Annotated in this window: 12 protein-coding genes; 6 read left to right on the top strand and 6 right to left on the bottom strand. The window is 68.3% G+C overall.

The window, feature by feature from the left end; all coding sequences use genetic code 11:
* Positions 1 to 398, bottom strand: a 398-nt coding sequence (zapE, locus tag ACRDUX_RS24970) for an AFG1/ZapE family ATPase (RefSeq protein WP_526417559.1), incomplete at its 3' end; no start/stop codon positions are given.
* A 26-nt stretch (positions 399 to 424) separates the two neighbouring features.
* On the opposite strand from zapE, the gene ACRDUX_RS24965 reads away from it, so the two are divergent.
* From ACRDUX_RS24965 to msrB, 4 genes are read left to right on the top strand one after another with little or no spacing between them, the layout of a single operon-like run.
* Positions 425 to 1,219, top strand: coding sequence for a pyrimidine reductase family protein (locus ACRDUX_RS24965; protein ID WP_526417557.1), 795 nt, complete (start codon positions 425 to 427; stop codon positions 1,217 to 1,219).
* A 50-nt stretch (positions 1,220 to 1,269) separates the two neighbouring features.
* A complete protein-coding gene (locus ACRDUX_RS24960; protein WP_526417555.1) occupies positions 1,270 to 2,838 on the top strand; it encodes an alpha/beta fold hydrolase in 1,569 nt (522 codons plus the stop codon).
* 20 nt (positions 2,839 to 2,858) lie between these two features.
* A complete protein-coding gene (gene aftC, locus ACRDUX_RS24955) occupies positions 2,859 to 4,145 on the top strand; it encodes an arabinofuranan 3-O-arabinosyltransferase (RefSeq protein WP_526417563.1) in 1,287 nt (428 codons plus the stop codon).
* Positions 4,142 to 4,552: a peptide-methionine (R)-S-oxide reductase MsrB gene (gene msrB / locus ACRDUX_RS24950; RefSeq protein ID WP_526417553.1), complete on the top strand. Its 411-nt coding sequence runs from the start codon at positions 4,142 to 4,144 to the stop codon at positions 4,550 to 4,552. Before aftC ends, msrB begins: the two co-directional genes overlap by 4 nt.
* Here the strand turns inward: msrB and hemQ are convergent.
* From hemQ to hemE, 3 genes are read right to left on the bottom strand one after another with little or no spacing between them, the layout of a single operon-like run.
* On the bottom strand, positions 4,549 to 5,241 hold the full coding sequence (gene hemQ, locus ACRDUX_RS24945) for a hydrogen peroxide-dependent heme synthase (RefSeq protein ID WP_526417551.1): 693 nt from the start codon (positions 5,239 to 5,241) through the stop codon (positions 4,549 to 4,551). The two genes, msrB and hemQ, sit on opposite strands and share 4 nt — an antisense overlap.
* Before the next feature lie 30 nt (positions 5,242 to 5,271).
* Positions 5,272 to 6,645 carry a protoporphyrinogen oxidase gene (locus ACRDUX_RS24940; protein ID WP_526417549.1) on the bottom strand — a complete coding sequence of 458 codons (1,374 nt, stop codon included), beginning with the start codon at positions 6,643 to 6,645 and terminating at the stop codon, positions 5,272 to 5,274.
* Complete coding sequence (gene hemE, locus ACRDUX_RS24935; RefSeq protein ID WP_526417561.1) at positions 6,642 to 7,703, bottom strand: uroporphyrinogen decarboxylase; 1,062 nt, start codon at positions 7,701 to 7,703, stop codon at positions 6,642 to 6,644. Before hemE ends, ACRDUX_RS24940 begins: the two co-directional genes overlap by 4 nt.
* Before the next feature lie 78 nt (positions 7,704 to 7,781).
* On the opposite strand from hemE, the gene ACRDUX_RS24930 reads away from it, so the two are divergent.
* Together ACRDUX_RS24930 and ACRDUX_RS24925 are read left to right on the top strand one after the other, a co-directional pair.
* Positions 7,782 to 8,363 carry a DUF3000 family protein gene (locus ACRDUX_RS24930; protein WP_526417547.1) on the top strand — a complete coding sequence of 194 codons (582 nt, stop codon included), beginning with the start codon at positions 7,782 to 7,784 and terminating at the stop codon, positions 8,361 to 8,363.
* A 1-nt stretch (position 8,364) separates the two neighbouring features.
* Positions 8,365 to 9,666: an HRDC domain-containing protein gene (locus tag ACRDUX_RS24925; protein WP_526417545.1), complete on the top strand. Its 1,302-nt coding sequence runs from the start codon at positions 8,365 to 8,367 to the stop codon at positions 9,664 to 9,666.
* A 54-nt stretch (positions 9,667 to 9,720) separates the two neighbouring features.
* Here ACRDUX_RS24925 and ACRDUX_RS24920 read toward each other — a convergent pair whose 3' ends face one another.
* A complete protein-coding gene (locus ACRDUX_RS24920; RefSeq protein WP_526417543.1) occupies positions 9,721 to 10,629 on the bottom strand; it encodes an alpha/beta fold hydrolase in 909 nt (302 codons plus the stop codon).
* Between the two features lie 9 nt (positions 10,630 to 10,638).
* The coding region (gene dxs, locus ACRDUX_RS24915) for a 1-deoxy-D-xylulose-5-phosphate synthase (RefSeq protein ID WP_526417541.1) at positions 10,639 to 12,548 on the bottom strand (1,910 nt) is incomplete at its 5' end.

Raw genomic sequence — 12,548 nt, 5'->3', positions numbered from 1 at the left:
AAGCCGAACACCCCAGCCAACTGCGTCAGCTCACCGAACGTCGCGAACGCGGCCGGCCCGCCCTGAGCTGCCGCGAGACTGTAGTAGGTCGACGCCAACAGGTGCGTCTTGCCGACGCCGAAGCCGCCGTCGAGGTACACCCCGACGCCGGGAAGCACCTCGCGTTTGCCGAACAGCTTCTTCTTGCCCGCCCGCCGTTGCACGGCCTGAGCGCAGAAGTCCCGACATGCCTGCACCGCAGCCGTCTGTGACGGTTCGGCCGGATCCGGCCGGTAGGTATCGAAGCTGACGTCCGAGAAGGTGGGCGGCGGCACCAAACCCGCAACCAACCGCTCCGGCGTCACGCGCGGATGCCGATCGGTCAGATGGTCGACGTCGACAGCGCTGGCCCCGGGCATGGAAGGAACTGTAACGACGTGCTGCAATGGTCAACGTGCCCGATCCCGATGCTGCGACAGAGCTCACAGAGCTGGCCCCGTGTGGTGGCGGGTTCGACACCGACGACGACGCGCGGCTGGCCGCCTTCTACTCGTACCCCGAGAACCTCGATCGCTGCTGGGTGCGCGCCAACATGATCTCCAGCCTCGACGGCGGCGCCACCGACGACGGCAAGGCGGCCGGGCTCGCGGGCCCCGGCGACCGTGCGCTGTTCTCGCGGATGCGGCAGGAGGCCGACGTGGTCCTCGTCGGCGCATCGACCGTGCGGATCGAGAACTACTCCGGCGCGCAGATGTCGCTCGCACAGCGCAAGGAGCGCCAGAGCCGCGGGCAGGCCGAGGTGCCGCCCATCGCCATCGTGACCCACGGCGCCGACTTCGAACACGACGCCAAGATCTTCACCCGCACCGAGGTCCCGCCGCTGATCATGACCAGCCGCGAAGCCGTAGACGACGCGCGCGGGCGATTCGGCTCGATGGTCGAGGTCATCGACTCCTCCGGCGCCCAGACCGACCGCGTCGACCTCGCCGTGGTCCTGAAGACCTTCGCCGAGAGGCAGCTCCTACGGGTGCTCTCCGAAGGCGGCCCCGGAATGATCAGCCTGCTCATCGAGCACGGTCTACTCGACGAGCTCTGCGTCACCATCGCACCGATCCTCGTCGGTGGGCAGGCCCGCCGCATCGCCAGCGGGGAAGGCGAGGCCCACACCCGCATGCGGCGGAGTCACCTGCTCACCGACGACGAGGGCTACCTCTACACGCGCTACGTCAAGGACGAGTGAGATCAACCAGCCCGGCGGGGAGTCGCCCGGCGATCGCTAATGTGGTCACCATGCGTCGGCATTCTCAGCTGCTCCGGGCCCTCTGCCTGCCCGCCGTTGCGGCTGTCGTCGTCGCCGGCTGCGCACCGGGGCTGGCCGCCAACCCCCGCTTCGCCACGGACTCCGGCGCAGGCCCGCAAGGCGCGCCGGAGGCCGCGCCCGTCGCCTCGGGACCGCCACCCATCGAAGCCCCGAAGAACGACCTGTCGTGGCGCGACTGCACCTCGCGGATGTTCACCCAGGCCGCTGTCCCAGCCATCCCCGGCGTGACCCTTGAATGCGCCAGCTACGACGCCGACCTCGACTCCATCAGCGGCGCCTCGGGAACGCTCAGCATCGGGGTGGTCCGGGCGCGTTCCGACGCGACACCCGCGACCGCAGGCCCGCTCGTCATGACGACTGGGACGGATCTGCCGTCCTCGGTGCAGCTGCCCGTGTGGCTCTCGCGCAGCGGCGCCGACGTCCTCAAGACCAACCCCGTCGTCGCGATCGATCGCCGCGGCATGGGCATGTCGGGCAACCTCGACTGCCGCGACCTGTTCTCCCGACAGGAGATGCTCGACCAGGCGCAGTTCGCGTCCGGCGACGACCCGGTGGCCAATCTCACCGCCATCGTCCAGACGGCGACCACGAGCTGCACCGACAGCATCGCCCCCGGCGACTCCGCCTACGACAACGCGCACGCCGCCGAGGACATCGAACGGTTGCGCAGCACCTGGGACGTACCGACGGTGGCCCTGCTCGGCGTCGGCAACGGCGCGCAGGTGGCTCTGGCGTACGCCGGCGCGCACCCCAACAAGCTGTCCCGGTTGGTGCTCGACTCGCCGCTCCCCCTTGGCCTCGCCGCCGAGGCGAGAGCCGAACAGAAGGTCAAGGGGCAGCAGGCCGCCCTGGACGCCTTCGCCTCGCAGTGCGTCGCGGCGGGCTGCGCGCTCGGGCCGGATCCGAAGGGCGCGATCGACGCGATGTTGGACGGCGCCCGGCAAGGCAATGGGCCCGGCGGCATTTCAGTGGCCACCCTCACCGACGCCATCTCCACCGCGCTCGCGTTCCCTCGAGGCGACTTCCTCACGTCCACCAATGCCCTCGCGGGCGCACTCGCCGCCGCGCGCGACGGCGATCTCAGCCAGCTCAACGGCCTCGTCAACGACGCCGAAACGCTGCGCCAGACCGATGGCCAATTCGTGAACACGTGCAGCGACGCGCTCAACCGTCCGACGCCCGACCGCGTGCGCGAACTCGTCGTCCAGTGGGGCAAGCTCTACCCGGAGTTCGGCGTCGTCGGAGCGCTGGACCTGGTGAACTGCCTCGCGTGGCCAAGCGGCTCCACGCCACCGGACCCACAGAACCTCAAGATTCCCGTGCTCCTGCTCGGCGTGCAGAACGACCCGATCGTCGGCAACGAAGGCGTGGCCGCCGTCGCCGCGACCATCATCAACGCCGGCGCCGCGAACCGTCGCGTCATGTGGCAGGGCGTCGGCCACGGCGCAAGCATCTACTCGACGTGTGCGATACCGCCCGTGTTGGGGTACCTCGACACGGGCAAGATTCCCGAGACCGACACGTATTGCCCCGCCTAGCCAGCCGCCCGTGGCGTCCGGTGTACGGTGCGCTGGTGGCGGTACCTGACACCCTGCTTCGCCCATTCCGGCCCCGCACCTCCCCGCCGAATGCCGCGACCGTTCTGCGCTCGATCCTCTGGCCCGTCGCGATCCTGTCGATCATCCATCGCAGCTACGTACTCGGGACCAACGGCTACATCACCGACGACTTCGGCCCCGTCTACCGTGCGGTGTCCAACTTCAGGCGCGGCCTGGACATCTACAACGAACACTTCGACCAGGTGGACCCGCACTACCTCTACCCTCCGGGCGGAACGCTGCTGCTGTCCCCCTTCGCGTTCTTCCGCGTCGACGCGTCCCGGTACTGGTTCATCACGGTCAACACCATCGCGATCGTGATCGCCGCCTACTTCCTTCTGCGGCTGTTCAAGTACACGCTGGCGTCGGTCGCGGCGCCCGCACTGCTACTCGCGATGTTCTGCACCGAAAGCGTCACCAACACACTGGTGTTCACCAACATCAACGGGTGCATCCTGCTTTGCCAGGTGCTCTTCTTCCGGTGGCTGCTGGACGGCAAGGTGAGCCACCAGTGGTTGGCCGGCGTCGCCGTCGGGCTGACGCTGGTGATCAAACCGTCGCTGGCACCGCTTCTGCTGTTGCCGCTGCTGAACCGGCAGTGGCGGGCCCTGATCCCCGCCTTCGGGGTACCGCTGTTGTTCAACGCGATCGCGTGGCCCCTGGTGAGTGACCCGATGGGCTTCCTGCGCAATACGGTGCCCTACATCTTCTCGGTCCGCGACTACTTCAACAGCTCCATCCAGGGCAACGGCATCTACTACGGCCTGCCGACCTGGCTGATCCTGTTGCTGCGGTTGATCTTCCTGGTCCTCGCCATCGCCAGCCTGTGGCTGTTGTACCGCTACTACCGGCAACGCGACCAGCTGTTCTGGATGCTGACGTCCTCCGGTGTGCTGCTGATCGCCACGTTCCTGGTGACGTCTCTCGGGCAGGGCTACTACTCGATGATGCTCTTCCCGTTCCTGATGACGGTGGTGCTGCCGAACTCGGTGATCCGCAACTGGGTGGCGTGGCTGGCGATCTACGGCTTCATGACGATGGACCGCTGGCTGCTTGGTCACTGGCCGTCCACCGGCCGCTACCTGGAGTACATGAAGATCACCTACGGCTGGTCGCTGATGCTCATCGTGGTGTTCTGCGTGCTGTACTTCCGCTACCTCGACGCGAAGGCCGACGGGCGCCTCGACGAGGGCATCGACCCGCCCTGGATGACGCCGGACCGGGAGCGCGCTAGCGTTGAGGGATGACCGCCCCCAAAGTTCAGCTGTCCAACGACGAGTGGCGGGAGAAGCTCTCGCCACAGGAGTTCGCCGTGCTGCGCCAGGCGGGCACCGAACGGCCGTTCACCGGTGAGTACACCGACACCAAGACCGAGGGCATCTACCAATGTCGGGCGTGCGGCGCTGAGCTCTTCCGCAGCACCGAGAAGTTCGAATCGCATTGCGGCTGGCCGTCTTTCTTCGATCCGGCCGACTCCGACGCCGTCATCCTGCGATCCGACGACTCCGGCGGCGTGCACCGCGTCGAGGTGGTCTGCGCCAACTGCCACAGCCACCTGGGTCACGTGTTCTCCGGCGAGGGCTACCCCACGCCGACCGACCAGCGCTACTGCATCAACTCGATCTCGCTGAAGCTGGTCCCCGCCGACAATTAGGGCAGGCGCGTGACGAGTTCCTCGACGCCGATCCGCGGGCCGGTGAAGAACGGCGTCTCCTCGCGTACGTGGCGGCGGGCGTCGGTGTAGCGCAGCTTCCACATGAGCTCGACGATGCGGCCCAGATCCGGACCCTCGAACGCCAGGATCCACTCGTAGTCGCCCAGCGCGAACGCGGGCACCGTGTTGGCCCGCACGTCCGGGTACTCACGGCCGGCCATCCCGTGGTCCACCAGCATCTTGCGACGCTCGTCGTCGGGCAGCAGGTACCACTCCAGCGACCGCACGAACGGGTACACGCACAGATAGTCGCCGGGCTCCTCGCCGGCGATGAAGGCCGGGAGGTGGCTCTTGTTGAACTCGGCGGGGCGGTGTAGCGCGACCACGCTCCAGACGGGATCGCTGGCCAGGCCCAGCGCCGTGCGCCGGAATGCACGGTACGTCGCCTGGAGATCCTCGACCCGCTCGGCATGCGTCCAGATCATGAAGTCGGCGTCTGCGCGGAAACCCGCGACGTCGTAGAGGCCGCGGACGACGACGCCGCCCTCCTCCTGCTGTTTGAGGAACGTCGCGGTCTCGTCGATCACCGCGGCGCGGTCCTCCCCCAGCGCTTCGGGCTGCACGGCGAAGACCGAGATCATCATGTACCGGGTCGTCGAATTGAGCTTGTCGTAGTCGAGCTTGGCCATACCACCCATCGTGCCACGCGCGAGACGGAGCTAATTAGTCGCTCTCGACGTGGCCAGCGAGGCCGCCGCCCTGGTACCCGAGGCCACGCAGGCAGGCACCCCGATGCCGTCGAGATAGCCGCCGGCCACGGCGAGCGTCGGGGGTAGGCCCGCCCTCAGGTCGGCGATCAGATCGGCGTGCCCAGGCCCGTACTGCGGCATGGCGTCGATCCACCGTTGGACGTGGCAGTCGACGGCTTCGGTGCCGATGCCGAACACCGTCGACAGATCCTGGGCCGCCCACGACAACAGGTCCTCGTCACCGGCGTTTCGGGCCAGGCTGTCACCGAAACGGCCGAACGACAATCGCACCAACTCGACGTTGCCGCGCCGACCCCACTTGCGCGACGTCAGTGTCATCGCCTTGGCGTTCAACCGTTCTCCACCCGCCACCAGCACCCCCGACTGCTCGGGCAGCGGCGTGCCACCCGGCAGTGCGAGCAGCACCAGCGCGGTCGACGCCACCCGAATGCGCCGGGCCGCGGCCGCGGACCTCGGCGCGATGCCCTCGATGAGCCGCGGCAGACGCGGTGCGGGGACGGCGAGCACCACGCCGTCGGCATGCCAATGCCCGCCCTCGTCGTCGACTAGGTTCCAGCCGGTCGTGCTGCGGCTGACCCGGTCGACGGCGACTTGGGCCCAGTCGACGTTGGCCCGCCGGACGAGGGCGTCGAGCAGCACCGCGTAGCCCCCGTCGACGGCGCCGAACACCGACCCGCCCAGCGGCGGGGGGCCTAGCCCCGTCACGGCCTCGCGCACCGCGTCGGTGAGGCTGCGCGCCCCGCGGTCGAGCGTGGCGGCCAAGGCCGGGGCCGCCGCACGCAACCCGATGGTCGAGGACGACCCGGCATAGACGCCCGCCAGCAGCGGGTCGACCGAGCGCGTCACCACCTGCTCACCGAACCTGTCGCCGATCAACGCGGCCACCGTGGGATCAGCGCCGGGACGCCACGAGAACGGCCTCGACCGCTCGCCCGCGATCCGCGCGACCGTCGCGTCGTCCACGAGACCCGCGACCGCGGACGCCTGCGCCGGGATACCCTGCAGCGTGCCCTGCGGCATCGGGTGCAGACGTCCCTCGCTGTAGATCAGGGGGCGCACGCCCGTCGTACCGATCTGGCGGTTGGCCAGGCCCAACTCGGCCAGCAGTGCCGAGACCTCGGGACGGCGCGCGAGGAAGGCCTCGGCGCCGACGTCCACCAACTGGCCCCCAACCCGTTCGGTGCGCAGCACGCCACCGAGCCGGTCGGCGGGGTCGAAGATCGTGATCGACGCATCGGGGCCTGCCGCAACACGCAAGCGATGAGCGGCGGCGAGACCCGAAATACCGCCTCCGACAACGCAATACGTGGGCGGCCTACTCACAACGCGTGCACCAGCGCTACCGCTTCGGTGATGATGCCGGGGTCGGTGGGCGGCAGCACTCCGTGGCCCAGATTGAACACGTGGCCCGCGGCCCCCGCGTCGACAGCACGCCGACCGTCGTCGACCACGTTGCGCACCGCGCGCTCGACCACCGACCAGCCTGCGAGAAGCACCACCGGGTCGAGATTGCCCTGCAACGCGACGCCGGGCCGGACCCTCGCGGCGGCATCGGTCAAGGAGGTGCGCCAGTCCACCCCGACGACCGCGTTGTCCCCCGCCGACACGGCTTCCGACATGGCGCCGAGCAATTCGGCGGTGCCCACTCCGAAGTGCGTCATCGGGACGCCCTCACCGGAAAGGGCGTCGAACACCCGCGCGCTGTGCGGCAGCACGTAGCTGCGATAGTCGGCCAGCGACAGCGTGCCTGCCCAAGAATCGAACAGTTGGATGGCGTCGACGCCCGCGTCCAACTGGGTCCGCAGAAAGCCGATCGTGACGTCGGTGAGCGCCGTCATCAGGGCGTGCCAGGTCTCTGGTTCGCCGAGCATCATCGCCTTGGTGCGTTCGTGGTTGCGACTGGGACCGCCCTCCACCAGATAGGAGGCGAGCGTGAACGGCGCGCCGGCGAATCCGATCAGCGGCACGTCGCCAAGCGCCGACACCAGCAGCGACACCGCATGGGCGACGGGTGCGACCTGGTCACGGTCCAGCGGGGTCAGAGCCGCGACGTCGGCCGCGGTGCGGATCGGGTTCGCGATGACCGGCCCCACGTCGGGCACGATGTCGAGGTCGATGCCCGAGGCCCGCAACGGCACGACGATGTCGGAGAACAGGATGGCCGCGTCGACGCCGTGGCGTCGGACGGGCTGCAGGGTGATCTCGGTGATCAACTCGGCGTCGAAGCACGCCTGCATCATCGTGTTCTTGGCCCGCAAGGCCCGATACTCGGGTAGCGAACGGCCCGCCTGCCGCATGAACCACACCGGCACGCGGGTGGGCTTGCGGCCCGCGGCCGCGGTCAGATACGGCGACATGGGCAGGTCACGACGGGTACTCATCGGCACCCATGCTGCCATGCAGTCACGTTACGGCGCGCCTTCGTTGCGCGTTGCCCATATCAGCTAGCGTCAAACCTCATGACCACCGTCGAGCCGGCTCAGTTCCGGGCAGCGGTGGAGGCGATGAATGCCACCACCGTACGGCCGGAGATCGAGCTTGGCCCGATCCGTCCGCCTCAGCGCCTGGCGCCGTACAGCTACGCGCTCGGCGCGGAGGTTCGCCACCCCGAGACGGCGGTCGTCCCCGAGCGCTCCGACGGTGATGCGTTCGGTCGGCTGATCCTGCTGCACGATCCGGAGGGCGCGGAGGCGTGGGACGGAACCATGCGCCTGGTGGCCTACATCCAGGCCGATCTCGATTCCACCGAGGCCGTCGACCCGTTACTTCCCGAGGTGGCGTGGAGCTGGCTGGTGGAGGCGCTCGCGGCACACGAGGATTACGTCACCGCCCTCGGCGGCACCGTCACGGCGACGACGTCGGTGCGCTACGGCGACATCTCCGGGCCCCCGCGGGCCCACCAACTGGAACTTCGGGCGTCGTGGACGGCGACGAACCTGGATCTGGGTCCTCACGTACAGGCGTTCTGCGAAGTGCTGGAGCACGCCGCCGGCCTTCCACCCGCCGGGGTCACCGACCTCGGCGCTCGTACCCGCGCGTGAAATGACGGACGGCGACGACACCGGCCCAACCGCGGCCACCAGCGAAGACGACGAGATCGACACCGGCGAACCCGAGGCCACCCCGCTACTGGCGCCCGCCGACGGCGTGCCCGAACTGGCGGTGACCGCCGACCAGGTCCTCGCGGCCGCCGAGCTGTTGGTGTCCGGGCACGGTCCGTTTGCGATCGACGCCGAGAGAGCATCGGGTTTCCGCTACTCCAATCGCGCGTACCTGTTGCAGATCCGCCGCGCCGGCGCGGGCAGCGTGCTGATCGACCCCGTCAACCACGGCGAGGATCCGCTGATGGTGATGGCCCCCCTCGCCGACGTGCTGGACACCGACGAGTGGATTCTGCACGCGGCCGATCAGGACCTGCCGTGCCTGGCCGAACTCGGGATGGTTCCGCCCAGCCTGTACGACACCGAGCTGGGTGGCCGACTTGCCGGCTTCGACAGGGTGAACCTGGCTGCGATGGTGCAACGGCTGCTCGGGCTGCATCTGGTGAAGGGGCACGGCGCCGCCGACTGGTCGAAGCGGCCGTTGCCAGCCGACTGGCTGAACTACGCGGCGCTTGACGTCGAGGTGCTGCTCGAGCTGCGCGCTGCCGTTGCCGCCGAGCTCGAGGAGCAGGGCAAGACACGTTGGGCGGCAGAGGAATTCGAGCACCTACGCACCTACGTGGCCTCGCCGACGCGGCGGGACCGCTGGCGAAGGACCTCTGGCATCCACAAGGTGAAGAATCCACGGACGCTGGCCGCCGTGCGCGAACTCTGGACCACACGCGACAACATCGCGCAGCGACGTGACATCGCGCCGGGCCGCATTCTGCCCGACGCCGCGATCATCAACGCCGCGGTCACCAACCCGGACACCATCGAGAAGCTGGTGGCGCTGCCGGTGTTCGGCGGCTCCCGTCAGCGTCGCAGTGCCGCGGTGTGGCTCGAGGCGCTCGCCCGCGCCCGCACCACCAAGGACGTGCCGGAGGCCTCCGAACCGGTCACGGGACCACCACCCGCCGTGCGCTGGAGCCGCCGCAAGCCCGAGGCGGCCGAACGACTCGAAGCGGCTCGTACGGGTCTCACCGAACTGTCGCAACGGGTTTCGGTGCCGACGGAGAACCTGCTGACGCCCGAGTTGGTGCGACGACTGGTGTGGGACTGGCAACCGGTCCCCGACACAGCCGCGGTGATCGACGCGTTCCTGACCGAGGCGGGTGCCCGCCCGTGGCAGCGGGAGCTGACGGTGCCCGTGTTGGCTGCAGCGTTGACGGTCGCGCCAGCACCCGCCGATTCGGCCGACTAGCTCACTGAGGTAGCGCTGGCGGCGGGATAGCGCGAGAAGGTGCCGCCACTAGTGCTATCTCGACGCCCGCAAGACCCCGTCCACGTGCGCCAGGAAGTGTTCCAGGACCGCGTCGGGGGCCTCGATCTGCGGCCAGTGCGCGATGTCGTCGGCGAGCAGGTACACATCAGGATTCGGGATGATCTCCGAATAGCGTTGCGCCATATGCCGTCCCGAGTTCGGATCGGCCGGCCCGTCGATGAAACGCATGGACACCGACGTCTCCCGCATCGCCCGCACCCAGCGATTGCGGTACACATACCGGTCATTGACGAACCGGCCGAGTTTGTGCGTGACCCGCTTACCGTCTTTGTAGTCCAGGATCTCGTGGAACTGGTCCATCATCGTCGGCGTCGGTTTGGTGTGCACGCCGAACATCTCGTTGATGGTGGGGTCGAACAACCGCCGGGACAGTGGGCTGCCCTGCAACGGACTGATGAGGTCGCCCAACGGGGTTCGCGACAGCAGCTTCTGCATGAGCCGGGGCTCGTAGGCCTCGACGAACAGTCCCCCGTTGAGCCAGGTGATCGAGTGGATGCGCAATGCGCCGTAGACCTGATCGCCCCGTTCGTGGCGAGCCAGAAGTTCCTGACCGACGGACACCCCGAGGTCGTGGGCCAGGATGTGCGCCGACTCGACACCCAGATGAGCCAGCAGCGCCTCGTGCATGTCGGCGTGGTCGGGCACCGAATAGCCGTAACGCACCGGTTTGTCGGAGAACCCCATCCCGATCATGTCGGGGGCGATCACCGTGAACCGCGCCGTCAGCTCCGGCCAGATCTGGGCCCAGTCCCAGGAGTTGAACGGATACCCATGGATCAGAAGCAGATTCGGACCGGAGCCCTCATACCGGTAGAAGATCTCGAAACCCAGGTAGTCGAACGACTTACCCGCGGCTTTCCACTGCGCAAGTTCGGCGTCCATGGCCCGGGATCAGTCGATCTGTTCCCGGACGTGGTCGCCGACCGGACTGCCCAGCGCCGCCACCCATCCGGTGATCTGGCGGGCCAGATGCTGATCGGTGAGCCCGATCTCGGTGAGGATCTCTGAGCGCGACGCATGCTCCAGGAATTCCTGCGGCACCCCGACGTCGCGGCACGGCACGTCGATCTCGTTGCGGCGCAACGCCGCCGAGATCAGCGAACCGATGCCACCGTTGACACCATTGTCCTCAAGGGTGACGACGAGCTTGTGCGCGGACGCCATCGCGTGCAGCGCCCGGGGCACCGGGATGACCCAGCGCGGATCGACGACCGTGACACCGATGCCTTGCTGCTGCAGGCGTTCGGCGACGGCCAGGCCCATGACGGCGAACGATCCGACGGCGACGAGCAGCACGTCGGCCGACAGACCGTCTGCGGGCACCGCCAGCACGTCCACCCCGTCACGCCGCTCGACTGCCGGAATGTCTTCGCCCACTGCGCCTTTGGGGAACCTGATGGCGGTCGGGCCGTCCTTGACGTCGAGCGCTTCGCCGAGTTCCTCGCGCAGCCGCGCCGCGTCCCGCGGGGCCGCCACCCGGATGCCGGGGACGATGCCCAGCATCGACAGGTCCCACATGCCGTTGTGGCTGGCGCCGTCATTGCCGGTGACACCGGCGCGGTCCAGCACCATGGTGACGGGCAGCTTGTGCAGCGCGACATCCATCATCAACTGGTCGAACGCGCGGTTCAGGAAGGTCGAGTAGATGGCGACCACCGGGTGCATGCCACCCATGGCCAGCCCGGCCGCCGAGGTCATGGCGTGCTGCTCGGCGATCCCGACATCGAAGAAGCGGTCGGGATAGTGCTGACGGAAGGAGCTCAGGCCCGTCGGACCGGGCATGGCCGCGGTGATCGCGACGATGTCGCGGCGCCGGGCGGCCTTCTTGATCAGCTCGTCGGAGAACACCGCTGTCCAGCCGGGCGCGGCCACCGACGTGGGTTGCCCGGTGTGCGGGTCGATGACACCGGTCGCGTGCATCTGCTCGGCCTCGTCGTTCTCGGCGAACGAGTAGCCGTTGCCCTTGCGGGTGACGACATGCACCACGACGGGGGCGTTGAAGCCGCGGGCATTGCGCAGGGCCGCCTCGACGGCGCGTTCGTCGTGACCGTCGATGGGGCCGACATACTTCAGGCCCAGGTCGGTGAACATGACCTGCGGGGACAGCGCGTCCTTGATGCCGGCCTTCACGCTGTGCATGCACTGATAGCAGAGCTCGCCGATGAGGGGCACGCCGCGCACGGTGTCGCGGCCCTTTTCCAGCAGTTTCTCGTAACCGGGCTGCAGCCGCAGGGTGGCCAGGTGATCGGCAAGTCCACCGATGGTCGGCGCGTAGCTGCGCCCGTTGTCGTTGACGACGATGACGATGGGCCGGTGTGCGGCGGCGATGTTGTTGAGCGCCTCCCAGCACATGCCGCCCGTCAGTGCACCGTCACCGACGACGGCGACGACGTGGCGGTTGCGGTGCCCGGACAGCTCGAAGGCCTTGGCCAGCCCGTCGGCGTAAGACAGCGCGGTGCTGGCGTGGCTGGACTCGACCCAGTCGTGCTCGCTCTCCGCGCGCGACGGGTAGCCGGACAGGCCGCCCTTCATCCGCAGATTCGCGAAGTCCGCGCAGCGGCCGGTGAGCATCTTGTGGACGTAGGCCTGATGGCCGGTGTCAAAGATGATTGGATCGTGCGGGGAGTCGAAGACCCGGTGCAGCGCAAGGGTCAGTTCGACCACACCCAGGTTCGGGCCCAAGTGACCGCCGGTTGCAGCAACCTTGTGAATCAGGAATTCACGGATCTCACCGGCCAGATCGTTGAGCTGTGACTGGGAAAGGTGCTGCAGATCTGCGGGTCCGCGGATCTGTTCAAGCA

Origin of the sequence: Mycobacterium sp., from assembly GCF_050701675.1 — a bacterium.
Taxonomy (GTDB): Bacteria; Actinomycetota; Actinomycetes; order Mycobacteriales; family Mycobacteriaceae; genus Mycobacterium.
The sequence above is the reverse complement of the archived record's forward strand: the minus strand, read 5'-3'. Positions and strand labels throughout refer to the sequence as shown.